This window comes from Thauera chlorobenzoica, assembly GCF_001922305.1.
Classification (GTDB): domain Bacteria; phylum Pseudomonadota; class Gammaproteobacteria; order Burkholderiales; family Rhodocyclaceae; genus Thauera; species Thauera chlorobenzoica.
Genome location: NZ_CP018839.1, coordinates 3,577,336 through 3,598,035, shown reverse-complemented (window position 1 = coordinate 3,598,035; position 20,700 = coordinate 3,577,336). Strand labels below are relative to the sequence as shown.

24 protein-coding genes are annotated in these 20,700 nt (G+C 68.7%); 9 read left to right on the top strand and 15 right to left on the bottom strand.

The genetic code is table 11. The features are described 5' to 3' along the window. The first annotated feature begins 83 nt into the window (after nt 1-83). Nucleotides 84-1,478 (top strand): 4Fe-4S binding protein, encoded by a 1,395-nt coding sequence (locus Tchl_RS16835; protein ID WP_075149387.1) that lies wholly within the window; start codon nt 84-86, stop codon nt 1,476-1,478. Nucleotides 1,479-1,485: 7 nt separating this feature from the next. Here the strand turns inward: Tchl_RS16835 and Tchl_RS16830 are convergent, their stop codons facing one another. Beyond that, nucleotides 1,486-2,361, bottom strand: coding sequence for a phosphoribulokinase (locus Tchl_RS16830; protein WP_075149386.1), 876 nt, complete (start codon nt 2,359-2,361; stop codon nt 1,486-1,488). Between the two features lie 91 nt (nt 2,362-2,452). Then, on the bottom strand, nt 2,453-3,262 hold the full coding sequence (locus Tchl_RS16825) for an inositol monophosphatase family protein (RefSeq protein ID WP_075149385.1): 810 nt from the start codon (nt 3,260-3,262) through the stop codon (nt 2,453-2,455). Between the two features lie 51 nt (nt 3,263-3,313). On the opposite strand from Tchl_RS16825, the gene Tchl_RS16820 reads away from it, so the two are divergent. The 4 genes from Tchl_RS16820 (at nt 3,314) to Tchl_RS16805 (ending at nt 7,440) form a co-directional block, all read left to right on the top strand. Beyond that, the gene (locus tag Tchl_RS16820; protein ID WP_075149384.1) at nt 3,314-4,036 is read left to right on the top strand and encodes a 16S rRNA (uracil(1498)-N(3))-methyltransferase; all 723 of its coding nucleotides are present in this window, start codon (nt 3,314-3,316) and stop codon (nt 4,034-4,036) included. 67 nt (nt 4,037-4,103) lie between these two features. Beyond that, on the top strand, nt 4,104-5,585 hold the full coding sequence (gene pap, locus Tchl_RS16815; RefSeq protein WP_075149383.1) for a polyphosphate:AMP phosphotransferase: 1,482 nt from the start codon (nt 4,104-4,106) through the stop codon (nt 5,583-5,585). 177 nt (nt 5,586-5,762) lie between these two features. Then, nucleotides 5,763-7,088 carry an amino-acid N-acetyltransferase gene (gene argA / locus Tchl_RS16810; RefSeq protein ID WP_075149382.1) on the top strand — a complete coding sequence of 442 codons (1,326 nt, stop codon included), beginning with the start codon at nt 5,763-5,765 and terminating at the stop codon, nt 7,086-7,088. Between the two features lie 79 nt (nt 7,089-7,167). Continuing rightward, entirely contained in the window at nt 7,168-7,440 is a 273-nt protein-coding gene (locus Tchl_RS16805; RefSeq protein WP_075149381.1) for an oxidative damage protection protein, read from the top strand. Between the two features lie 130 nt (nt 7,441-7,570). Here Tchl_RS16805 and phoU read toward each other — a convergent pair whose 3' ends face one another. The 4 genes from phoU to Tchl_RS16785 all read right to left on the bottom strand — a co-directional run bounded on the left by phoU (nt 7,571) and on the right by Tchl_RS16785 (nt 11,038). Beyond that, on the bottom strand, nt 7,571-8,266 hold the full coding sequence (gene phoU, locus Tchl_RS16800; protein ID WP_075149380.1) for a phosphate signaling complex protein PhoU: 696 nt from the start codon (nt 8,264-8,266) through the stop codon (nt 7,571-7,573). A gap of 102 nt (nt 8,267-8,368) precedes the next feature. After that, the gene (gene rpiA / locus Tchl_RS16795; protein WP_075149379.1) at nt 8,369-9,040 is read right to left on the bottom strand and encodes a ribose-5-phosphate isomerase RpiA; all 672 of its coding nucleotides are present in this window, start codon (nt 9,038-9,040) and stop codon (nt 8,369-8,371) included. A 31-nt stretch (nt 9,041-9,071) separates the two neighbouring features. Beyond that, entirely contained in the window at nt 9,072-10,322 is a 1,251-nt protein-coding gene (gene moeA / locus Tchl_RS16790) for a molybdopterin molybdotransferase MoeA (protein ID WP_075149378.1), read from the bottom strand. Between the two features lie 86 nt (nt 10,323-10,408). Then, a complete protein-coding gene (locus Tchl_RS16785) occupies nt 10,409-11,038 on the bottom strand; it encodes a c-type cytochrome (RefSeq protein ID WP_075149377.1) in 630 nt (209 codons plus the stop codon). Between the two features lie 119 nt (nt 11,039-11,157). Between Tchl_RS16785 and yihA the strand changes: the two genes are divergently transcribed. After that, nucleotides 11,158-11,874: a ribosome biogenesis GTP-binding protein YihA/YsxC gene (gene yihA, locus Tchl_RS16780; protein WP_232311617.1), complete on the top strand. Its 717-nt coding sequence runs from the start codon at nt 11,158-11,160 to the stop codon at nt 11,872-11,874. 238 nt (nt 11,875-12,112) lie between these two features. Next, nucleotides 12,113-13,129 (top strand): porphobilinogen synthase, encoded by a 1,017-nt coding sequence (gene hemB, locus Tchl_RS16775; RefSeq protein ID WP_075149376.1) that lies wholly within the window; start codon nt 12,113-12,115, stop codon nt 13,127-13,129. A gap of 95 nt (nt 13,130-13,224) precedes the next feature. Here the strand turns inward: hemB and Tchl_RS16770 are convergent, their stop codons facing one another. The 3 genes from Tchl_RS16770 to bioB form a co-directional block, all read right to left on the bottom strand. Then, nucleotides 13,225-13,872: a pyrimidine 5'-nucleotidase gene (locus tag Tchl_RS16770; protein ID WP_075149375.1), complete on the bottom strand. Its 648-nt coding sequence runs from the start codon at nt 13,870-13,872 to the stop codon at nt 13,225-13,227. 111 nt (nt 13,873-13,983) lie between these two features. After that, on the bottom strand, nt 13,984-14,928 hold the full coding sequence (locus Tchl_RS16765) for a methyltransferase domain-containing protein (protein WP_075149374.1): 945 nt from the start codon (nt 14,926-14,928) through the stop codon (nt 13,984-13,986). An 11-nt stretch (nt 14,929-14,939) separates the two neighbouring features. Then, nucleotides 14,940-15,932: a biotin synthase BioB gene (bioB, locus tag Tchl_RS16760; protein ID WP_075149373.1), complete on the bottom strand. Its 993-nt coding sequence runs from the start codon at nt 15,930-15,932 to the stop codon at nt 14,940-14,942. A 69-nt stretch (nt 15,933-16,001) separates the two neighbouring features. Here bioB and Tchl_RS16755 point away from each other — a divergent pair, with 69 nt between their 5' ends. Next, nucleotides 16,002-16,709, top strand: coding sequence for a ComF family protein (locus Tchl_RS16755; RefSeq protein ID WP_232311616.1), 708 nt, complete (start codon nt 16,002-16,004; stop codon nt 16,707-16,709). A gap of 132 nt (nt 16,710-16,841) precedes the next feature. Then, on the top strand, nt 16,842-17,312 hold the full coding sequence (locus tag Tchl_RS16750; protein ID WP_075149371.1) for a tRNA (cytidine(34)-2'-O)-methyltransferase: 471 nt from the start codon (nt 16,842-16,844) through the stop codon (nt 17,310-17,312). Nucleotides 17,313-17,337: 25 nt separating this feature from the next. Here the strand turns inward: Tchl_RS16750 and Tchl_RS16745 are convergent, their stop codons facing one another. The 6 genes from Tchl_RS16745 to Tchl_RS16720 all read right to left on the bottom strand — a co-directional run bounded on the left by Tchl_RS16745 (nt 17,338) and on the right by Tchl_RS16720 (nt 20,450). Then, nucleotides 17,338-18,336: an NAD(P)H-dependent glycerol-3-phosphate dehydrogenase gene (locus tag Tchl_RS16745; protein ID WP_075149370.1), complete on the bottom strand. Its 999-nt coding sequence runs from the start codon at nt 18,334-18,336 to the stop codon at nt 17,338-17,340. Further along, on the bottom strand, nt 18,324-18,803 hold the full coding sequence (locus Tchl_RS16740; RefSeq protein WP_075149369.1) for an SH3 domain-containing protein: 480 nt from the start codon (nt 18,801-18,803) through the stop codon (nt 18,324-18,326). The genes Tchl_RS16745 and Tchl_RS16740 overlap by 13 nt, the downstream gene beginning before the upstream one ends. Before the next feature lie 10 nt (nt 18,804-18,813). Beyond that, on the bottom strand, nt 18,814-19,278 hold the full coding sequence (gene secB / locus Tchl_RS16735; RefSeq protein WP_075149368.1) for a protein-export chaperone SecB: 465 nt from the start codon (nt 19,276-19,278) through the stop codon (nt 18,814-18,816). 108 nt (nt 19,279-19,386) lie between these two features. Further along, complete coding sequence (gene grxC / locus Tchl_RS16730) at nt 19,387-19,656, bottom strand: glutaredoxin 3 (RefSeq protein ID WP_198158970.1); 270 nt, start codon at nt 19,654-19,656, stop codon at nt 19,387-19,389. Between the two features lie 2 nt (nt 19,657-19,658). Then, nucleotides 19,659-20,075 carry a rhodanese-like domain-containing protein gene (locus Tchl_RS16725; protein ID WP_075149367.1) on the bottom strand — a complete coding sequence of 139 codons (417 nt, stop codon included), beginning with the start codon at nt 20,073-20,075 and terminating at the stop codon, nt 19,659-19,661. Nucleotides 20,076-20,120: 45 nt separating this feature from the next. Next, a complete protein-coding gene (locus tag Tchl_RS16720) occupies nt 20,121-20,450 on the bottom strand; it encodes an ArsR/SmtB family transcription factor (protein ID WP_075149366.1) in 330 nt (109 codons plus the stop codon). Nucleotides 20,451-20,700: the final 250 nt, after the last annotated feature.

The following is a 20,700-nucleotide window of genomic DNA, read 5'->3' as shown; positions in this document are numbered from 1 at the left end:
GGTCGTCCGGTGAGCGAGGCGCGCCGAGCGGTGGCGTCCGGCTGGCGCCCTGCCGGGCAGGCTCCCGGTGCAAGGAGGAGGCGATGAGCGGTAGCACCGCGTCTGCGCCGGCGCCGCGCCGGCCCCCCGTGCTTGCCCGTCTCGGTGAGGCGATGCGCCGCCATCGCGGCTCGATCGTCGGCCTCCAGTGGGCGGTGCTGGCGGTGTACCTGTTCCTCGTCGTCACCCCCGCCTTCCTGCCGCTGCCCGATTCCGGTGCCCGCCTGTGGGACGACCTGACCCTGTTCGCACAGTTCGTGTTCTGGGGCCTGTGGTGGCCGTTCGTGCTGCTGTCGATGATGCTGATGGGGCGGGTGTGGTGCGGCGTGCTGTGTCCGGAAGGCTTTCTCGCCGAGCAGGCTTCGCGCGTCGGCCTCGGCCGTCCGGTGCCGCGCTGGATCAAGTGGGGGGGCTGGCCTTTCGTCGCCTTCGTCCTCACCACCGTCTATGGGCAACTGGTCAGCGTGTATGAATACGCCCAGGCGGCGCTGCTGGTGCTTGGTGGTTCGACCGTCGCCGCGGTCGCGGTCGGCCTCGTCTATGGGCGCGGCAAGCGTGTCTGGTGTCGCCACCTGTGCCCGGTGAGCGGCGTGTTCGGCCTCCTCGCGCGCCTCGCCCCGATGCATTTCCGCACCGACCGCGCCGCCTGGGAGGCCGCGCCGGCGCGCACGGCGGGGGCGGTCGACTGCGCGCCGCTGGTCGACATCCGCCGCATGGAAAGCGCCTCCGACTGCCACATGTGCGGGCGCTGCGCTGGCCATCGCGGCGCGGTGAACCTCGCCGCGCGCCTGCCCGGCAGCGAAGTCGCGCGCCTGCGCGGCGCCGAGGTCCAGCCCTGGGAAGTGCGCCTGCTCGTGTTCGGCGTCATCGGCACCGCAATCGGCGCCTTCCAGTGGTCGGCTTCGCCCTGGTTCGTGCGCGCCAAGCTCGCGGTGGCCGAGTGGCTGATCGAGCGCGAGGCCTTCGCCCTCTTCGACAGCGACATTCCGTGGTGGCTGCTGACCCATTACCCGGAAGCGAGCGATGTGTTCACCTGGCTTGACGGCCTGATGATCCTCGCCTACATCGGCGCCGCCGCGCTCCTCATCGGCGGCTGGATCAGCCTGTGGCTGCGCGTGGCCGGCTTTGCCCTGGGCGAGGCGCGGGCGCACCTGCGCCTGGCCTACGCGCTGATTCCGCTCGGTGGCGTCGGCGTGTTTCTGGGCCTGTCGGCGCTGACCGTGACCCTGCTCGCGGCCGAAGGCGTGGTGATTCCGGCGCTGCCGCTCTGGCGCGGCGGGCTGCTCGCGCTGGCTACCGCGGCCAGCCTCGTCCTCGCCGCCCTGCAGCTGCGCCGTGCGCCGCCGTCCGCGGCCCGCCGCGGCGCGGCCTTCGCCGCCTTCGCGGTGGCGACGGCCGGCGCGGTGCTGCCGTGGGTGACGATGTTCTACCTGTGGTGAGGGCGGCTCACACCCACTGCCGGCGGCGTTCCATCAGCTTCCAGATCAGCGGCGTCAGGATCAGCTGCATCGCCAGGTCGAGCTTCCCCCCCGGGATGACGATGGTGTTGGCGCGGCTCATGAACGAATCGTGGATCATGCGCAACAGATAGGGGAAGTCGACGCCGCGCGGGTCCTTGAAGCGGATCACCACCATCGACTCGTCCTGGGTGGGGACGCTGGTGGCGATGAAGGGATTCGAAGTGTCGACCACCGGCACGCGCTGGAAGTTGATGTGGGTGCGGGCGAACTGGGGCACGATGTGATGCACGTAGTCGTGCATCCGGCGCAGGATGGTGTCCTGCACCGCCTCGGCGGTGTAGCCACGGAGCTTGGTGTCGCGGTGCAGCTTCTGGATCCATTCGAGGTTGATCGTCGGCACCACGCCGATCAGCAGATCCACATGGCGGGCGACGTCGACTTCGTCGGTAACCAGGGCGCCGTGCAGGCCTTCGTAGAACAGGCAGTCGGTGCCCACCGGCAGGTCTTCCCATTCGGTGAACGTGCCCATCGGCAGGTTCCAGCGCATCGACTCGGCTTCGTTGTGGATATAGTAGCGCCGCCGCCCGGTGGCCGATTCGCCGTAGGCGCGGAACAGGCTTTCGAGCTCGGCGAGCAGATTCGCCTCCGGGCCGAAATGGCTGATGCCGCGCTGGTGGGTGCGCTCGGCGTCCTCGATCAGGGCTTTCATTTCCGCCCGGGTGTAGCGGTGGAAGCTGTCGCCTTCGACGATCGCGGCGTTGACGCTTTCGCGCTGGAAGATCGCCTCGAAGGTGTGTTTGACCGTGGTGGTGCCGGCGCCGGATGAGCCGGTGACGGCGATGATCGGGTGCTTCATGGACATGGTGGTCTCCGCCGGAGGCGTGCGCTTGTCGGATCGGCGCGGTGGTGGGGCCGCCGCAGGGGGCGGAAAAGCGGGCTGGAGGCGGGGCGCGTCAGGAATGCCCCTTCACCCAGGCTGACCATTCGGTAAACAGCGCCGGGCTGGCCGCGGTGATGACCCCGCGCTTGATTGCCGGTCCCGACATCAGCGTCCCGCCGTCGAGCGCTTCGGCCTGGCCGCCGGCCTCGGCGAGGATCAGGCAGCCCGCGGCGTAGTCCCACAGCATCTGCCCGCCATGCAGATAGACATCGAGGCGGCCGGCGGCAACGAAGCACCATTCGAGCGCGCTCGAACCGAAGTTGCGCTGGGAATAGTAGGGAGGGCGCACCGCGAGCTCGTCGCCGAGATGGTGGCTGATGCGCTTGAAGTCCACTCCGGCGACGGCGTCGTGGAGCGAGGCCGCGCTCGGGCGCAGCGGCAGCTCGGTGCCGTTGAGGAAGGCGCCGGCGCCGCGGGCGGCGTAGAAGGATTCGTCGGTGATCGGGTTGTAGACGACGCCGAGCACTGGCTGGTGGTTGATCAGGTAGGCGATCGAGACGGCGAACAGCGGAATGCCGTTGGCAAAATTGGTGGTGCCGTCGATGGGGTCGATGCACCACAGGCCGCGCCCGCCTTCGTTCCAGAGCACGGCCTGTTCGGCGGCGCTCATCTCTTCGCCGAGCACCGCGCCCGGCAGCAGCTGCGGCAGCGCTTCGGAAAAGCGGCGCTGGGAGATGAGGTCGGCCTCGGTAAACAGCGAGCCATCGGCCTTGCGGCTGCGCGAGGACTTCAGGTAGCGCGGCAGGATTTCCTCGCGCGCGATGTCGCGCACCAGGGATTCGAGCGCTCGGGCGCGCGCGAGGCGCTGCGAGGCGGTGGGCATGACGGACTCCTTGCCGGTCGGGTGGGCGGTACTCGGGCCTATAATCTTACGATGATTTCACGTTTCCACTTTCCGGATCGCCTTCCTGCGGGGGGCGAAGTGGTGCTGCCCGAGGCGCTCGCCCACCATGCCCTGCGCGTGCTGCGGCTGCGCGAGGGCGAGGCGCTGACCCTGTTCGACGGCGCGGGGGGCGAGGCCGCCGCGCGCCTGGTGGTGCGCGGCAAGACGGCCGTGGCCGTGCTCGGCGAACGCAGCGCGGCCGATCGCGAGTCGCCGCTGCAGGTCGTGCTGGTGCAGGCGCTGGCGGCCGGCGACAAGATGGACTGGATCGTGCAGAAGGCGGTCGAGCTGGGTGTGGCCGCGATCCAGCCGGTGCAGGCCGAGCGCTCGGTGCTGCGCCTTGGCGGCGAGCGCGCCGACAAGCGCGTGGCGCACTGGCAGCAGGTGGCGGTGTCGGCGTGCGAGCAGTGCGGGCGCAACCGCATTCCCGAAGTGCGGCCGGTGCAGGCGCTGGGGCACTGGCTGGCGAGCCAGCGCGACGCCCGCAACTACCTGCTCGCGCCGGGCGGGGCGAGTGGCTTTGCCGACGCCCTGCGGCCACCGACCGGCGTGCACCTGCTGGTCGGCCCGGAAGGCGGCTGGAGCGAAGCCGAACTGGCTACGGCCGATGCCGCCGGCTGCCAGCGCGTGAGCCTGGGGCCGCGCGTGCTGCGCACCGAAACCGCCGGCCTGGCCGCGCTTGCGGTGGTGCAGGCACGCTGGGGCGATTTCTGAAGGCCGCGTCCGCGCCGTTTTCGCGGCTCGGTGCCGACGGTCGCAGATCGACGAAGGAGTCCATCGCATGTTCGAATCCGCCGAACTCGGCCACTGCACCACGAAGGAGGACTACGATGCGGCGGTGCCCGGCCTGCGCGCCGAACTTCTGGACGCCCAGTTCGATCTGCTCGAGCTTGGCCAGTTCGCCGTCGTGGTGCTGATCAACGGCGTCGATGGCGCGGGCAAGAGCGAGACGGTGAACCTGCTCAACGAGTGGATGGACCCGCGCCACATCCAGTCCTGGGCGTTCGACGCGCCGACCGCGGAAGAGGCCGAGCGTCCGTTCATGTGGCGCTTCTGGCGTGCGCTGCCGCCGCGCGGCAAGATCGGCGTGCTGTTCAACAACTGGTACGCCCAGCCCATCCGCGAGCGTGTCGAGCGCAGCTGCAAGAAGGCCGAACTGGACCAGCGCCTGGACGAGATCCGCCGCTTCGAGACCATGCTCGCGCACGAGGGCGTGCTGCTGATCAAGTTCTGGTTCCATCTGTCGAAGGCGGCGCAGAAGAAGCGCCTGCGGGAGCTGGAAAAGGACGAACGCACGCGCTGGCGGGTCACTGCGCGCGACTGGCGCTTTTATGCGCGCTACGACCGCTACCGTGAAGTGGCGGGCCATGTGCTGCGCACCACCAGCACCGGCGAGGCGCCGTGGCTGATCGTCGATGGCTCGGACCCGAGCTATCGCGCGCTGTTTGCCGGCCGCACCCTGCTCGCCGCGCTGCGCCGCCGCCTCGATGCGGCAAGCCAGCACTGGATGGCGCGCCTGTCGGTGGCGCCGCTGCCGCCGCGCATCGACCGGGTCAACGTGCTCGATACCTTGGTGCGCCAGGACATGAAGCGCAAGGAGTACGACGAGCTGCTCGAGCCGCTGCAGGGCCGGCTGGCCTTGCTGTCGTGCTCGGCGGCCTTTCGCCGGCGTGCGCTGGTGCTGGTGTTCGAAGGCATGGACGCGGCCGGCAAGGGCGGGGCGATCCGGCGCGTGGTCGGCGCCCTCGATGCACGCCAGTACCGCATCGTGCCGATTGCCGCTCCCACCGAGGAAGAGCGTGCCCAGCCCTACCTGTGGCGCTTCTGGCGGCATCTGCCGCCGCGCGGCAAGGTCGTCGTGTTCGACCGCTCCTGGTACGGCCGCGTGCTGGTCGAACGGATCGAAGGGTTCTGCTCCGAGGCCGACTGGATGCGGGCCTACGCCGAGATCAACGATTTCGAGGATCAGCTCGTGGCGGCCGGGGCGGTGGTGGTGAAGTTCTGGCTGGCGGTTGGCAGGGACGAACAGCTGGTGCGCTTTCAGGAGCGGGAAGCCCAACCGCACAAGCGCTTCAAGATCAGTGAGGAAGACTGGCGCAACCGCGACAAGTGGGACGACTACAGCCGTGCAGTGTGCGACATGGTCGATCGCACCAGTACCGAATATGCGCCCTGGACCCTGGTCGAGGCCGACGACAAGCATTTCGCCCGGATCAAGGTCCTGCGCACGATCTGCGAACGCCTCGAAGCAGCGCTCGGATGAGCCCGGTGGCGGGGCGGGCGCGAACCGGGGCGTGCATTCGGGCTAGAATCCCGGCATTCGATCCAGTCCCCGGCCGTGCCTTTGCCCGGTCGATGCCGCAGTGGTGAATGTGTGAATGTGAACACCGAATCCAGCTCCACGCCCCCTTCCTCTGCGCCGCCTTCGGGCGCGGCGCGCGTGCCCCGGGTCGATGACGCGACGGCGCGTTTCGTCGCCTGGGTGCGCGGCGCGGCGCCCTACATCCATGCCTTCCGGGGGCGCACCTTCGTCGTCGGTTTCGGTGGCGAGGTCGCCGCCGGCGCGCGCGCGCAGAGCCTGGCCTACGACTGCAACCTGCTCGCGGCGCTGGGCATCCGCCTGGTGCTGGTGCATGGTGCCCGTCCGCAGATCGACACCGAGCTGGCCCGCCGCGGGCTGGCGCCGCGTTTTCACCACGGCCTGCGGGTGACCGACGTCGAGGCGCTCGAGTGCGTGAAATCGGCGATGGCGGTGACCCGCGTCGAAGTCGAGGCGCTGCTCTCCCAGGGCCTGCCCAACACGCCGATGGCGGGCAGCTACATCCGCGTCACCGGCGGCAACTTCATCACCGCGCGCCCGGTCGGGGTGGTCGATGGGGTCGATTACCAATACACCGGTGCGGTGCGCAAGATCATCGCCGAGGAAATCAACGCCGACCTCGACCAGCAGAACGTGGTGCTGATCACGCCGCTCGGGGTGTCGCCGGCGGGCGAGATCTTCAATCTGGCGATGGAGGAGGTGGCCGAGGCGGTGGCGGTGGCGCTGAAGGCCGAGAAGCTGATCTACCTGTGCGATGCGCCCGGCCTGCTCGACGCCGAGGGCCAGCTCGTCGAGTCGGTCACCGCCGACGAGGCGCAGGCCAAGCTCGACACCGGCGAAGGGCTGACCGAGGACCTGCACCTGTTCCTGCCGTGTGCGATCCGCGCGGTGCGCAAGGGGGTGGCGCGCTGCCATCTGATCGACCACGACCTCGACGGCGGTCTCCTGCTCGAGTTCTTCACCCACGCCGGGGTCGGCACGGTGGTTGCGCGCGACCCGCTGTTCCGTCTGCGCGAGGCGACGGTGGACGACGTCGCCGCGTTGGTGGCGCTGATTTCGCCGATGGAGGCCGACGGCACCCTGGTGCGCCGCGGGCGCGAACTGCTCGAGCAGGAAATCGAGCGCTTCAGCGTCGTCGAGCATGACGGGGTGCTGGTCGGTTGCGCTGCGCTCTACCCGTTCAGCGAGGACAATGCCGCCGAGCTGGCCTGCCTGGCGGTGACCCACGAGTATCGCCGGGCCGGTCTTGGCGACCAGCTGCTGCGCCGCATCGAGCGGCGCGCGCGGCTGCAGCGGCTCGAGCGCCTGTTCGTGCTCACCACCCGCACCGCGCACTGGTTCCGCGAACGCGGCTTCAACGAAATCGGCCCCGAGGCCCTGCCGCGCAAGAAGCGCGAGCTCTACAACCTGCAGCGCCGCTCGAAGGTGTTCGTCAAGGCACTGTGATGCGGCGGGCGGGCACGGCCGAATCGGCTAAAATGCGCGCTCAAAGTCTCGATGAACCCGACAGCAAAAGGATAGCAACATGGCTCGCATGGTGAACTGCGTCAAACTCGGACGCGAGGCCGAAGGCCTCGACCTGCCCCCGGTCCCGGGCGCGCTCGGCAAGCGGATTTTCGACAACGTGTCGAAAGAAGCGTGGCAGCAGTGGGTCAAGTACCAGACCATGCTGATCAACGAGAACCGCCTCAACCTGATGGAGCCGCGGGCGCGCAAGTATCTGGCCGAGCAGATGGAAAAGCACTTCTTCGAAGGGGGCGCCGACCAGGTCTCCGGCTATGTGCCGCCCAGCCAGTAACAAGGGCGGAGCAGGACAGCGGCGGGGTTCCGGTCCCCGCCAGACAGGAAAGGGATGGCGTGCAGCCATCCCTTTCCTGTCTTCAGCGCCTGCGCGGTGATGTCCGCGCCAAGGCGGCTACAGGCAGGCTTCAGCGTCTTTCATCCGCGGTGGACTGGGCTTTGGCAAAGCGCACGTCTTCGCCGCTCACCATATAGACCACATGTTCGGCGATGTTCAGCGCATGGTCTCCGATGCGCTCGATCGCCTTGGCGATGAACAGCAGCTCCAGGCTGCTGGTGATGGTGCGCGGGTCCTCCACCATGTAGGTGATCAGCTGGCGCGTGATGCCCTTGAAATCACTGTCGACCTCGCCGTCCTTGCGCTTGATTTCGTCGATCCCCCCGGCGTCGTTGCGAGCGAAGCCGTCGAGGGCGGAGCGCAGCATCTCGAGCGCCAGCTGAGCGGTGTGGCTGAGTCCGACTTTCGGGGTGGAGGAGGCACCGTTCGCGTGCAGGCGTCGGGCCGCCTTGGCGATCTTCTTGGCTTCGTCGCCGACGCGCTCGAGGTCGGATACGGCCTTGATCACCGTCAGCAGCAGGCGCAGATCGCGGGCTGTCGGCTGATGCCTGGCGATGACGTGAGTGCAGGCGTCATCGAGCCTGAGCTGCTCGAGATTGACTGATTTGTCGGCCTCGATGGCGGTTTCGATTGAGGCCATGTCGCCGCTGCGCAATCCTTCCAGCGCCTTGGTGAACTGGGCTTCGACCATGCCGCCCATCTGCAGGACGCCGCGGCGGATCTCGTCCAGCTCGATATCGAACTGCTTCAGCGTGTGTTCCGTCATTGTTGCCAGGAGTCCAGTCGGGAGGGCTTGCAGGCTAACAGATGATTGTTAAGGTTTTGTTGCGCGCCGCGTCGCTGGCCGGTGACGCCGCTGTTCGCCCGGCTATTGTGCTGGAGCGCGTTCGAGCCGTTCCACGCCGTTCCCGCCGGCGAGCAGCAGCACGTCGGCGCCGCGTTCGGCGAAGAGGCCGTTGGTGACCACGCCGACGATCTGGTTGATGCTGCGCTCCAGCGCCACCGGGTCGGTGATCGACAGGCCGTGGACGTCGAGGATCAGGTTGCCGTTGTCGGTGACGAAGCCGGCGCGCGGCTTCGCCTCGCCGCCGAGCCGGCGCAGTTCGCGGGCGACATGGGTGCACGCCATCGGGATGACTTCGACCGGCAGCGGAAAGCGGCCAAGGACGTCGACGCGCTTGCTGGCGTCGCAGATGCAGACGAAGCGTTCGGACACCGCAGCGACGATCTTCTCGCGCGTCAGTGCGCCGCCGCCGCCCTTGATCATGGCGAAGCCGTGGTCGATCTCGTCGGCGCCGTCCACGTAGACCGGCAGCGATTCGATGCCGTTGAGGTCGAACACCTCGATGCCGTGGGCGGCGAGCCGCTGCGAGCTGGCTTCGGAGCTGGAGACGGCGCCACGGATCCGGCTGCGGAGGCCGGCGAGGCCGTCGATGAAGTGGTTCACCGTGGAGCCGGTGCCGACGCCGACGATGCTGCCGTCCACGATGTAGTCGAGTGCGGCCAGCGCCGCGGCTTTCTTGAGTTCGTCCTGGGTCATGGGCGTGTCTGCCTGCGGGCTGCGACCGGTGTCACATCAGGCCGTGGAAAGGTTGAACGAGGACCGTGTCACCGGGCTGCACCGCGGTGCACTCTTCCGCCACCACGACGAAGCAGTCGGCTTCCGACATCGAACTGAGCACGCCCGAGCCCTGGGCGCCGGCGAGTGCCACGGAGAGGGCGTCGGGGGCGCGCCGCAGGCGTCCGCGCAGGTATTCGGTGCGGCCGGGCTGCTTGCGCAGGCTGAAGTCGGCGCGCGCCGGGAAGCGCTCGGCCGGCGGCAGCGGGCTGACCCCCATCAGCTTGAGCAGGGCGTCGTGCACGAACTGGTAGAAGGTGACCATCACCGCCACCGGGTTGCCCGGCAGGCCGAACAGCACGGCGCCACCGATGCGGCCGAACGCCATCGGCCGGCCGGGTTTGATCGCCAGCTTCCAGAACGCGACTTCGCCCAGGCGCGCCATCATCTCGCGGATGAAGTCGGCCTCGCCGACCGAGACTCCGCCGCTGGTGATGACGACGTCGGCCGTCTGTGCGGCGTCGCGGAAGGCGGCCTCGAGCGCCTCGGGGCGGTCGGGGACGACACCCATGTCGAGCAACTCGCAGCCCAGCCGCGAGAGCGCGCCGAAAAGGGTGTAGCGGTTGCTGTCGTAGACTTCGCCGGGGCCGAGCGGGCGGCCGATCGAGGCGATTTCGTCGCCGGTGGAAAAGAAGGCGACGCGTAGCGGCCGGCGGACGACGACTTCGGCGATCCCGAGCGAGGCGATCAGGCCGAGTTCGGCCGGGCCGCAGCGGGTGCCGGCGGCGAGTGCGACCCCGCCTTCGGCGAGGTCTTCGCCGGCGCGGCGCAGGTTCTGCCCTTTTTTCTGCCCGGCGGGGATGAATACGCGGTCGTGCTCGCGGCGCGCCACTTCCTGGACGACGACGGTGTCGGCGCCCTGCGGAATCGAGGCGCCGGTCATGATCCGCACCGCCTGTCCGGCGCCGACGATGCCGGAGAACGGCCGCCCGGCGAAGGCGGTGCCGACGATCGCCAGCGCCGTCTCGGTGGCGGTGGCGAGGTCCTGGGCGCGCACCGCGTAGCCGTCCATCGCCGAGTTGTCGTGGGCGGGAACGTTGTAGGGGGCGATCACGTCCTCGGCGAGCACGCGGCCGAGCGCGGCGCGCACTGCGACGCGCTCCCAACCGGAGATCGGCGAAAGCCCGTCGAGGATGGCTGCGCGCGCCTCGTCGACGCCGAGGAAGTTGCGGCTGTTGGTGGCGTTGGAAGAGGCTTGGGTCATGGGCAGGGGTCCGGAAAATGGCGGCCGGTCGGGAATGTGGCGGCCGGTCGTCGTCCGCCCCCGGGGGCGGGCACGGTGGCCGGCGCTCAGCGCAGCCCGGCCGCGTAATCCGCCACGGCCTTGATTTCCGGATCGGTCATCTTCAGGGCGACCGTGCGCATCATGCTGTTCGGATCGTTGTGGCGGATTCCGTCGCGGAATGCCTTCATCTGGGCTTCGGTGTATTCGGCGAACTGGCCCGACAGGCGGGGGTACTGGGCAGGCATGCCGGCACCGGCGGGGCCATGGCAGGCGGCGCAGGCGGGGACGCCCTTGGCGGCAATGCCGGCGCGCCAGATCTGCTGGCCCAGTTCGGCGGTGTCCATGCTCTTCGCCGCTTCGGACTGCTGCTCGAAAGCGCCGAAATAGCTTGCCAGCGCGCGCATGTCGTTTTCTTCGAGGCCGGCGACCATCGCCGACATGACCGCGTTCTCACGTACCGGGGTGGCGCCGTTCCAGCCCTTGAATTCGCGCAGCTGCTTGAACAGGTAGTCCTGGTGCTGACCCGCGAGCTTCGGGTTGGCCGGGAGCTGGCTGTTGCCGTCCGCACCGTGACAGGCGGCGCAGAGCGTTTCAGCGGTCTGTTTTGCCTTGGCGAGCTCGGAGGCCGGGTCCTGGGCCTGAAGGCTGCCGGCAAGCAGCAGCAGCGACGAGAGCAGCAGGGAACGCTTGATCATGGTGTCCTCGGAAAGCCGTGAGTGATTGTTTCAAACGCGGTATTCTATCCCATCAACGCGGCGTTGCGCGATGCGATGCCCGCTCTCCCGCAGCCAGCGGCCTTCCCGGCCTTTCTTTCATGCCCTTGTTCCGCAACGCACAATTCGAAATTTCGATCGCCAAGCCTTCCGGCCTGCCACCGCCCTCGGGAGCGGAAATCGCTTTCGCCGGGCGTTCCAATGCCGGCAAGTCGAGCGCGATCAACACCCTCGTCGGGCATGTGCGGCTGGCGTTCGTATCGAAGACCCCGGGCCGCACCCAGCTGATCAATTTCTTCCGCCTCAACAATGGCGCCTTGCTCGTCGATCTGCCTGGCTACGGCTACGCGGCGGTGCCGGAAAAGATCCGCCGCGAATGGCAGGGCCTGATCGAGGTCTATCTGAAAAGGCGCGAGAGTCTGGTCGGCCTGGTACTGATCATGGATTCGCGCCGCCCGTTGACGGTGCTCGATCGCCAGCTGATCGACTGGTTCGCGCCTTCCGGACGGCCGATCCATGTGTTGCTGACCAAGAGCGACAAGCTCTCGCGCGGCCCCGCAGCGGCTGTTCTTCAGGATGTGCGCCGGCAGCTTGCGCCGTTCGGGGAGCACATTACCGTGCAGCTGTTTTCCAGCCTGAAGAAGAGCGGGGTGGAGGAGGCCGAGCGCGTCATCGGCGGCTGGCTCGGCGGTGACGCCGCCGAGCGCGCGGAGCTCTCCCTGGCTGATCGCAGCGCCCGCCCGCCAGGGCAAAGCCTGACCCAGGCGCCCGCGGCATCGGTGAGCGCAAAAACAAAGACCCCCGACGAGGGGATGTAGTCGGGGGTCGAAAAAGCCTCACCGGGCGTGAGGCACCCGCTCAGGGAGGTGAAGCGGGAGATGGCCCAGCCGGGGGGGCGGAGCCATCTGTATATTAAGATAGACCTGGTTTGCCGAAAGTTCCGGGCGAAAGCATTTCTGCTTGTTTCGCCCGTCGGCGGCGCGATGCGTTGAGCCGCCGCCGCCTCAGGCAGTCGACGGCCCGATGGCCGGTTCCCAACCGATACACGAGAAGATGATGCGACCCACCGGAGCCTTTCCCGCGATCCGCATGCGGCGTATGCGGCGCGATGATTTTTCCCGCCGTCTGATGCGTGAGCACGTGCTTACCGCAGACGACCTGATCTACCCGGTGTTCGTGCTCGAGGGCGCGGGGCGTGTCGAGGCAGTGCCCTCGATGCCCGGTGTCGAACGCGTCTCCATCGACCGCCTGCTGCACCTGGCCGAGCGCGCGCTCGCGCTCGGGGTGCCGGCGCTGGCGTTGTTTCCGGTCATCGATGCGGGCGGCAAGACGCCCGGCGCGGAAGAGGCCTGGAACCCGGACGGCCTGGTGCCGCGCACGGTGCAGGCGCTGAAGGCGCGCTTCCCCGAACTGGGGGTGATCACCGATGTCGCTCTCGACCCCTACACCAGCCACGGTCAGGACGGCCTGATCGATCCGGACGATCCGCGCGGCTACGTGATGAACGACGAGACCCTCGAAGCGCTGGCGAAGCAGGCTCTGTGCCATGCACGTGCCGGTGCCGACGTGGTCGCGCCGTCGGACATGATGGACGGACGGATCGGCCGCATCCGCGCCGAGCTCGATCGCGCCGGCCACATCCACACCCGCATCCTGGCCTATTCGGCGAAATACGCGTCGAGTTTCTATGGGCCGTTCCGTGATGCCGTGGGTTCGGCCGGAAACCTGGGCCAGGGCAACAAGTACACCTATCAGATGGATCCGGCCAACAGCGACGAGGCGATCCGCGAAGTCGCCCTCGACATCGCCGAGGGCGCCGACATGTTCATGGTGAAGCCGGGCATGCCCTATCTGGACATCGTGCGCCGGGTCAAGCGCGAGCTCGAAGTGCCGACTTACGTCTATCAGGTGAGCGGCGAGTACGCGATGCTCAAGGCCGCGGCCGCCAACGGCTGGCTGGATGAGCGGGCCTGCGCGCTGGAAGCGCTGCTGGCGTTCAAGCGCGCCGGCGCAGATGGCATCCTGACCTACTACGCTCTCGACGCGGCAGGCTGGCTGAAGGCGGGCGCCTGAGCCGCGGGTGCGGCGATACCTGTCCGGCGCCTCGCGTCCGGTTTCCGGCGGCGTCTGCGTAGGCGCTCCGGCCTCGCCCGAAGAGGGAACTTCCGCTACCGCACGAGGCGGCCGAGCTGGCTGCGCAGGTCGAGGATCGAGGCGATTTTCACATCCACGTAGGCCGGCCTGCGCAGCCCGCGGCCGACCAGCACCGTGCGCATTCCGAGGCGCTTGGCGGTGCGCAGGTTCGCGGCCGAATCCTCGAGCATCACGCAGCGTGCCGGGTTCAGCCGCCGCTCGTGCAGCAGCCTGCGGTAGGCGTGGATGCCGGGCTTGGGCTGGTAGCCCAGGCCTTCGATGCCGACCACCTCTTCGAACAGCCGGCGTATCCCCATGATTTCCAGCACCGCCTCGGCGTAGTGCCGGGGGGCGTTGGAAAATACGATCTTGCGTCCGGGCAGACGGCGCAGCATCGCGCGCAGTGCACGCTCGAACACGAGCATCTCGTGCAGGCGCTCGAAGCGGTGGGTTTCGACGAGGAAATGATCCGGGTCCGTGCCGTGGTGGCGCATCAGCCCGAGCAGGGTGGCGCCGTAGCGTCGCCAGTAATGGGCGCGCAGGGTGTTGGCCTCATCCGGGGCGAGGCCGAGGTGGCGCTCGAGGTAGGCCGTCATGCTGCGGTTGATGTGCGGAAAGATGTGCGGGCGGGCGTCGTGCAGGGTGTTGTCGAGGTCGAACAGCCAGACGGGGGAAAGGGGCATGGGGGCGCCGGAACGGGGGTGGTCGAGAAGCGGGAGCGTGCGAGCAGGGGCGTGTGGCGCCACCGGCTGGAACGGCGCTCTCCCTGTCAGGGCGATCGTGGGGCCAGGGATTCAGTCATCCGGGCTTTGTGCTGCCGGACGCGGCTGGAAGCGCATGATGCTGCGCCCATCCTCGGTGGTTTTCGGTGCGGCCTTCCAGGCATGGCCCTGGATGATCTCGAAGGTGGCCGGCAGTCGGCCGTCGCGGCGCAGCCGGTCGTAGGCGGCGCGCGCCTGTGCCCACCCGTCGCGCCCCGATAGTCCGCGCGGGCGGTTGCGCGCGGCGTTGCTGGCGCCGCTGGCGCGCAGGTCGTGGAGCAGCGCGTCGAACCCGGTGTAGGTCAGGGTGAGCATTTCCATGTCCATGACCGGATCGGCAAAGCCGGCCGCAATCAGCGCGTCGCCCAGGTCGTGCATGTCGATGAAGCGGTGCACCCGCTCGCCCGCGTGCGCGGGCAGGGCGGCACGCAGTTCGCGCAAGGTGTCGGGGCCGAGGGTGGAGAACATCAGCAGGCCGCCGGTCTCGAGCACGCGGTGGATTTCCCTGAATACCGGCAGCGGGTCGTCGATTGCCGGCAGCATCAGGTTGGACCACACCAGGCCGAGGCTCGCGCGCGCCAGCGGCAGTGCGGTGGCATCGGCGACGACGCCGGGTGGGGCTTCGCGCCCTCCGCCGAGCAGGCGGCGGAGCAGGCCGGACTGCCGTGCCGCGGGGCATGGGCGGGTTTTGGCGCGTGCGACCATTGCCGGGGCGAAGTCGGCGGCGAGGAGCATGGCCTCGGGGAAGCGCCCGGCCAGTCGCGCCAGGTCGGCACCGGTGCCGCAGCCGAGGTCGAGAACGCGCCCGGGGGCAACGCGGATGTAATCGAGGCGCTCATCCATGCGCCGGGCGATCTCGCGTGCCAGCAGCTCGGTGTCGTCGTCGGCTGCGGCAGCGCGTTCGAAGCGCCGCCGCAGTAGGGTTCGGTCGAGGCTGAAACTACTGTCGGAGTGGTGCGGGGCGTGCTCTTCGCGCATCGTCGCCGGGTTCAGACCGCGCGCAGGCCGAGGCGCTCGAACAGGCGATCATCGCGGTCGGCGTCGGGGTTGTCGGTGGTGAGCAGGCGCTCGCCGTAGAACATCGAGTTGGCGCCGGCCATGAAGCACAACGCCTGCAGTTCGTCGCTCATCTGCTCGCGGCCGGCGGACAGGCGCACGAAGCTTTGCGGCATGGTGATGCGGGCCGCGGCGACGGTGCGCACGAACTCGAACGGGTCGAGCTGGCCGGCGCCGGCCAGCGGCGTGCCGGGAATCTGCACCAGGTTGTTGATCGGCACCGATTCGGGCGGAGTCGGCAGGTTGGCGAGTTGGGCGATCAGTGCGGCGCGCTGGGGGCGGCTCTCGCCCATGCCGACAATGCCGCCGCTGCAGACGTTGATGCCGACGCCGCGCACCTTGTCGAGGGTGTCGAGGCGGTCCTGCAGGGAGTGGGTGGTGATCACCTGGCCGTAGAAATCGGGCGCGGTGTCGAGGTTGTGGTTGTAGTAATCGAGCCCGGCTTCGGCGAGCTGCTCGGCCTGGCCGTCCTTGAGCATGCCCAGGGTCACGCAGGTCTGCAGGCCGAGTTTCTTGACCTCGCGCACCATCTCCAGCACCGGCTCGAGATCCTTGTCCTTCGGTCCGCGCCAGGCGGCGCCCATGCAGAACCGGGTCGCGCCGCGGGCCTTCGCGGCACGGGCGTTTTCCAGCACCTGGCCGAGCGCCATCAGGCGCTCGCGCTCGAGGCCGGTGTCGTGGCGTGCCGACTGGGAACAGTAGCCGCAGTCTTCCGAGCAGCCGCCGGTCTTGATCGACAGCAGGGTGGACCGCTGGACCGCGTGCGGGTCGAAATGCTCGCGGTGAACCTGCTGGGCGCGGTACATCAGTTCGAAGAAGGGCAGCTCGAACAGGGCCTGCACTTCGGCAACGGTCCACCGCTTGCGCTCGGCGGTTGCAGGGGCTGCCGGGGGCTGGCGGTCGAGGGCGGCAGAAGTCATTGTCATTTCAGGCGTTCCGGGCTGTAATTACGGAGCCCACATGTTCTTCCATCCCCTGAAATGTTGTCAAACGCCGTGCGATTCATTCCTTTGCTGCTGTCGCGCGTCGCCGACTTCGCGGTGCCGCAGGACTGCTTCGTGTGTGGCAACGAGGCGGGGCGCGAGGCGCTGTGCGCGGCATGCGCCGCCGCCCTGCCGCGGCGGCCTGGCACGGCCTGCCCGCAGTGCGCGCTGCCGGCGCTTGGCGAAGGTCCCTGCGGCGCCTGCCTGCGCGAGGGGCCGGCTTACGATGCGACGCGCGCGCTGTATGACTTCGCCTTTCCGGTCGATGCGATGGTGCATGCGCTCAAGTATCGCCACCGGCTGGCGCTGTCGGACTTTTTCGCCGCCGAGCTGGCGGCGAGAGCGGGGGATTTCGGCGCGAGCGCCGATCTCGTCCTGCCGATGCCTGTTCACCCGCGGCGTCTGGCTGAGCGCGGCTTCAACCAGGCAGTGGAACTTGCGCGGCCGTTCGCGCGCGCGCGTGGCCTGCCGCTGGCGCTTTCGCTGGTCGGCAAGACCCGCAACCTTCCTGCCCAGGCCGGCCTCGGGCGCGCAGCGCGCCTGCGCAACCCGCACGGCGCATTCGCATGCAGTGCCGAACTGGGCGGGCGGCGGGTGATCGTGGTCGATGACGTGATGACCACCGGTGCAACCCTGGATGCGCTCGCCCGCTGTCTGAAGCAACGGGGTGCGGCCTGGGTGGGGAACCTGGTCGTCGCGCGCACGCCCGCCCCTTACTGAGCGCGGCCTGCTGCGGTACAGTTGCGCGCTGCCGGGCGCCACTGTCGCGGCGGCGCCCCTCCTTCATCCACGCCCCCCAGTGCGCCGGCCCGATGCCTGGTCCGGGCGCAACGGAGCTCGCCCGCTTTCCCGATGTTCGAAATCGTCCTCTACCAGCCTGAAATTCCCCCCAATACCGGCAACATCATCCGCCTTGCAGCGAACACCGGTTGCAGGCTCCACCTGGTGGCGCCGCTCGGCTTCGACCTGTCGGACAAGCAGCTTGCCCGGGCCGGGCTGGATTATCACGACCTGACCTGTGTCACCGTGCATCCGGACTGGATCCGCTGCCGCCAGGCGCTGGCCGGGCGGCGCATGTTCGCGCTCACCACGCGCGGCAGCCGGCGCCATGATGCGGTCGACTACCGGGAAGGGGATGCGCTGCTGTTCGGGCCGGAAAGCCGGGGCCTGCCCGAGGACGTGGTGCAGGCCCTTGAGCCGGGGATGAGGCTGCGGATTCCGATGCGTCCCACCAATCGCAGCGTGAACCTGTCGAACGCGGTGGCGGTGGTGGTCTACGAAGCCTGGCGCCAGCACGATTTTGCCGGTGCCGCCGGACTGTAGTCCGACGGCACCGGCACGGTGTCGATCATTCGTGGCGGGGCTCGCGGGCCAGCAACTGCTCGACCGCGTTGCGTGCGCTCAGGCCATGATGCAGCAGTGCGTCGATCGCTTCGCAGATCGGCATTTCGACGCCGTGGCGGTGCGCCTGACGGACGACTTCGCGGGCGGTAGGCACCCCTTCGGCGACGTGGCCGAGTTCGTGCAGGATGTGGTCCAGACTTTTGCCTTCGGCCAGTGCGAGGCCGACGCGGCGGTTGCGCGACAGATCGCCGGTGCAGGTCAGGAGCAGGTCGCCCATGCCGGCCAGTCCCATCAGGGTCTCGCTGCGCCCGCCGAGCGCTTCGGCGAGGCGGGCGATCTCGGCCAGGCCGCGGGTGATCAACGCGGCGCGGGCGTTGAGGCCGAAGCCCATGCCGTCGGACACCCCGGCGGCGATCGCGATGACGTTCTTCACCGCGCCGCCGATTTCGCAGCCGACCAGGTCGGTGTTGGCATAGAGGCGCAGGCGCGGCTGGTGCAGCGCATTTACCCAGTGGTGGGCGAACGCGGTGTCGCTGGCGGCGAGCGTGATGGCGGCCGGCAGGCCGCGCGCGACTTCGGCGGCGAAGCTGGGGCCGGTGAGCACGCCGCAGGGTGCACCGACGCCGAGTTCTTCGGCCGCGATCTCGTGCGGCAGGCGGCCGCTACCGGCTTCGAAGCCCTTGCATGCCCAGAGCAGGGGAGTGCCCGGAGACTGCTCGCGCAGCCCGCGTGCGGTGTCGCGCAGGCCGGAAAGCGGGGTGACGACGAGGTGCAGGTCCGCGCCCTGGGCTGCGGCAGGGAAGTCGGCTTCGAATTCCAGGGCGGGGTGCAACTGCACGCCGGGCAGATAGCGGCGGTTTTCGCGGGTGCGGGCGATCTCGCCCAGGTGCTGGCGGTCGCGTGCCCACAGCCTGACCGTGTGGGTGGTGGACAGGGCCTGGGCGAGGGCGGTGCCCCAGGCGCCGGCGCCGAATACCGTGATGTTGCAGCTCACAGGCCCCATACCTCGGCGGCGCGCACGAAGCCTTCGAGGCCGTCGGTGTGACGGACCCGGGCCCAGCCCAGTGCAGGTGGCTCGAGCAGCTCGAGGACGACGTTGCGCACCGCTTCGAAGCTCGGCGGGGCATCCTCGCGGGGCGCGCGGCGAATGGTCGCACGCTCCACAGTGATCATCACGGTGCGGCGCGTGCCGAGGGCGCTGCGTTCGACCCAGCTCAGCGTGCCGCCGGATTCCCGTACCCGCAGCCAGCCGTCCTGGGCGATGACGACTTCGACCGGCGTCCCCGGGCGCAACATGAACAGCGCCCGGCCTTGCGGCGAAGGGGCGTCGCGTACCACGGTAGCCGCACCGGCGGAGCGGAACTCGATCCCTTGGGAAAGGGCCGGGCCGGCGGGGGCGCCCAGCAGGACGAGGGCGAGCGCGGGAGCACTGGCCAGCTTCGTTGCGAAGGAGCGGTGGGCGCTGTTCATGAGCGCGGACTCACTGGATCGGCACTTCGCCTGCGGCGTGCTCGGCCGCCTGCTGGCTTTGGGCCTGGTAGAGCGATTCGAAATTCACCGGCGACAGCAGCACCGGCTGGAAGCCGGCGCGAGTGACGGCGTCGGAGATCGCTTCGCGGGCGTAGGGGAAGAGGATGTTCGGGCAGCCGATCATCATCACCGGCTCGAGATCGGCCGCGGGGATGTTGCGGATCTGGAAGATGCCGGCCTGGGCGACCTCGACCAGGAACAGGGTGCGCTCTTCGCCGATCTGGGCGGTCACGGTGACGGTCAGGGTGACTTCGTAGACGCCCTCATCGACCGGCTGCCCCGCAGTGCGCAGCTGAACGTTGACCTGGGGGGCTTCGCGCTCGAGAAAGATCTGCGGCGCGCCCGGCACTTCGAGCGAGAGATCCTTGACGTAGAGCTTTTCGATCGAGAATACGGGTTGGGTGTTTTCGGACATGGAAGGAAAGCCAGTGAGAGTGGAAATCGGTGGGAGTCGACCAGGCAATGACGCCGGGCCGCGATGGAGGTGACAGGACGGGAGCGACGGGGGCGGGCCGGAACCGGTTCAGGCCGGCTCGCCACGCAGCAGCGCATCGAGCTGGCCGGTGCGGTCCAGCGCGTAAAGATCGTCGCACCCCCCGACATGGTAGTCGCCAATGAAGATCTGGGGAACCGTCCGCCGTCCGCTGAGGGTGGTCATTTCATCGCGGCGGGCGGGTTCGAGATCGACCCGGATCTTGTCCAGGCTGGCCACGCCCTTGTCCCGCAGCAGCTGCTCGGCACGGATGCAATAGGGGCAGGTAGCGGTGGCATACATGCGGATTTGCGGCGACATGCTCATTTCCTCTTGCGGCTGGTCGGCTGGCCGGCCTTCTGCCATTCCATCATGCCGCCGCGCAGGTTGTAGAGCTTGTCGAAGCCGGCCTGGCGGAGCGTTTGGAGTGCCGAGTTCGAGCGCGCACCGGTGGCGCAGCACAGGATCAGCGGCTGGTTTTTCCACTTTTCCAGCTCACCGCTGCGGCGGGCCAGTTCGCCCGCGGGAATGTGGCGGGCGTTGGGGACGTGGCCCTGGGCATATTCGCCCGGATCGCGTATGTCGATGACGATGGCGTCCTCGCGATTGATCAGCAAGGTGGCCTCGAGCGGCGAAAGCTGGCTCTTGTCGCCGCGGTTGCGGATCAGGTCGGCCATCAGCCAGGCGCCGCTGGCGGCCGCGAGGGCAGCCCAGTACCAGTTCTGTTGCAGGAATTCCACGAAAGGATGTGCTCCGGGTTAGGGGGTGGGAAGTGGGGGGCGGAGTCAGCTTCGATCCGCATCCGCGCCGCAGAACACTTCGCGCATCAGCACGATGAGCTGGAGCGTGCGCTGGTCGCCGACCCGATAGTAAACGCGGTTGGCGTCCTTGCGGGTCTGCAGCACGCCCTTGTCGCGCAGGATGGCGAGATGCTGGGAGATGTTGCTCTGCGAAGTGCCGACCGCATCGACGATGTCCTGGACGCAGACTTCGCCTTCACCGAGCACGCACAGGATCTTCAGGCGCAGCGGGTGGGCGATCGCCTTGAGCGCGCGCGCAGCGGTTTCGATGTGCTCGTGCTTGTCGATGAGCGCGAAGTTGTGATCGTTGTTCACAGTGGGGTCGGTGCGGGCAAAAGCGATAGTATAAAATACTGCGTTCTATGAATGCGTATCGCTGCAGCCGTGCCCTCGGGCGGTTTCGGGGCAGGTGCGCTCGGCTGCGTTCTCCCCCGCTGTTTTGCCCTCTGACTGGAATGGCGCTTCATGTACAAGATCGTTCTGCTTCGTTGCGGTGAATCGGCCCGGGATAAGGGGCGCCGGGGGTGCCGCTCCGCCGGGGGGCTCGGGCGGGGTCTCGCCGAGG

Bases quoted from the DNA above. Each gene is read 5' to 3' on its own strand.
- Tchl_RS16835 (WP_075149387.1), top strand. From the start codon at position 84: ATGAGCGGTAGCACCGCGTCTGCGCCGGCGCCGCGCCGGCCCCCCGTG.
- Tchl_RS16830 (WP_075149386.1), bottom strand. From the start codon at position 2,361: ATGTCCATGAAGCACCCGATCATCGCCGTCACCGGCTCATCCGGCGCC.
- Tchl_RS16825 (WP_075149385.1), bottom strand. From the start codon at position 3,262: ATGCCCACCGCCTCGCAGCGCCTCGCGCGCGCCCGAGCGCTCGAATCC.
- Tchl_RS16820 (WP_075149384.1), top strand. From the start codon at position 3,314: ATGATTTCACGTTTCCACTTTCCGGATCGCCTTCCTGCGGGGGGCGAA.
- pap (WP_075149383.1), top strand. From the start codon at position 4,104: ATGTTCGAATCCGCCGAACTCGGCCACTGCACCACGAAGGAGGACTAC.
- Tchl_RS16805 (WP_075149381.1), top strand. From the start codon at position 7,168: ATGGCTCGCATGGTGAACTGCGTCAAACTCGGACGCGAGGCCGAAGGC.
- phoU (WP_075149380.1), bottom strand. From the start codon at position 8,266: ATGACGGAACACACGCTGAAGCAGTTCGATATCGAGCTGGACGAGATC.
- rpiA (WP_075149379.1), bottom strand. From the start codon at position 9,040: ATGACCCAGGACGAACTCAAGAAAGCCGCGGCGCTGGCCGCACTCGAC.
- moeA (WP_075149378.1), bottom strand. From the start codon at position 10,322: ATGACCCAAGCCTCTTCCAACGCCACCAACAGCCGCAACTTCCTCGGC.
- Tchl_RS16785 (WP_075149377.1), bottom strand. From the start codon at position 11,038: ATGATCAAGCGTTCCCTGCTGCTCTCGTCGCTGCTGCTGCTTGCCGGC.
- yihA (WP_232311617.1), top strand. From the start codon at position 11,158: ATGCCCTTGTTCCGCAACGCACAATTCGAAATTTCGATCGCCAAGCCT.
- hemB (WP_075149376.1), top strand. From the start codon at position 12,113: ATGCGACCCACCGGAGCCTTTCCCGCGATCCGCATGCGGCGTATGCGG.
- Tchl_RS16770 (WP_075149375.1), bottom strand. From the start codon at position 13,872: ATGCCCCTTTCCCCCGTCTGGCTGTTCGACCTCGACAACACCCTGCAC.
- Tchl_RS16765 (WP_075149374.1), bottom strand. From the start codon at position 14,928: ATGCGCGAAGAGCACGCCCCGCACCACTCCGACAGTAGTTTCAGCCTC.
- bioB (WP_075149373.1), bottom strand. From the start codon at position 15,932: ATGACAATGACTTCTGCCGCCCTCGACCGCCAGCCCCCGGCAGCCCCT.
- Tchl_RS16750 (WP_075149371.1), top strand. From the start codon at position 16,842: ATGTTCGAAATCGTCCTCTACCAGCCTGAAATTCCCCCCAATACCGGC.
- Tchl_RS16745 (WP_075149370.1), bottom strand. From the start codon at position 18,336: ATGGGGCCTGTGAGCTGCAACATCACGGTATTCGGCGCCGGCGCCTGG.
- Tchl_RS16740 (WP_075149369.1), bottom strand. From the start codon at position 18,803: ATGAACAGCGCCCACCGCTCCTTCGCAACGAAGCTGGCCAGTGCTCCC.
- secB (WP_075149368.1), bottom strand. From the start codon at position 19,278: ATGTCCGAAAACACCCAACCCGTATTCTCGATCGAAAAGCTCTACGTC.
- grxC (WP_198158970.1), bottom strand. From the start codon at position 19,656: ATGTCGCCGCAAATCCGCATGTATGCCACCGCTACCTGCCCCTATTGC.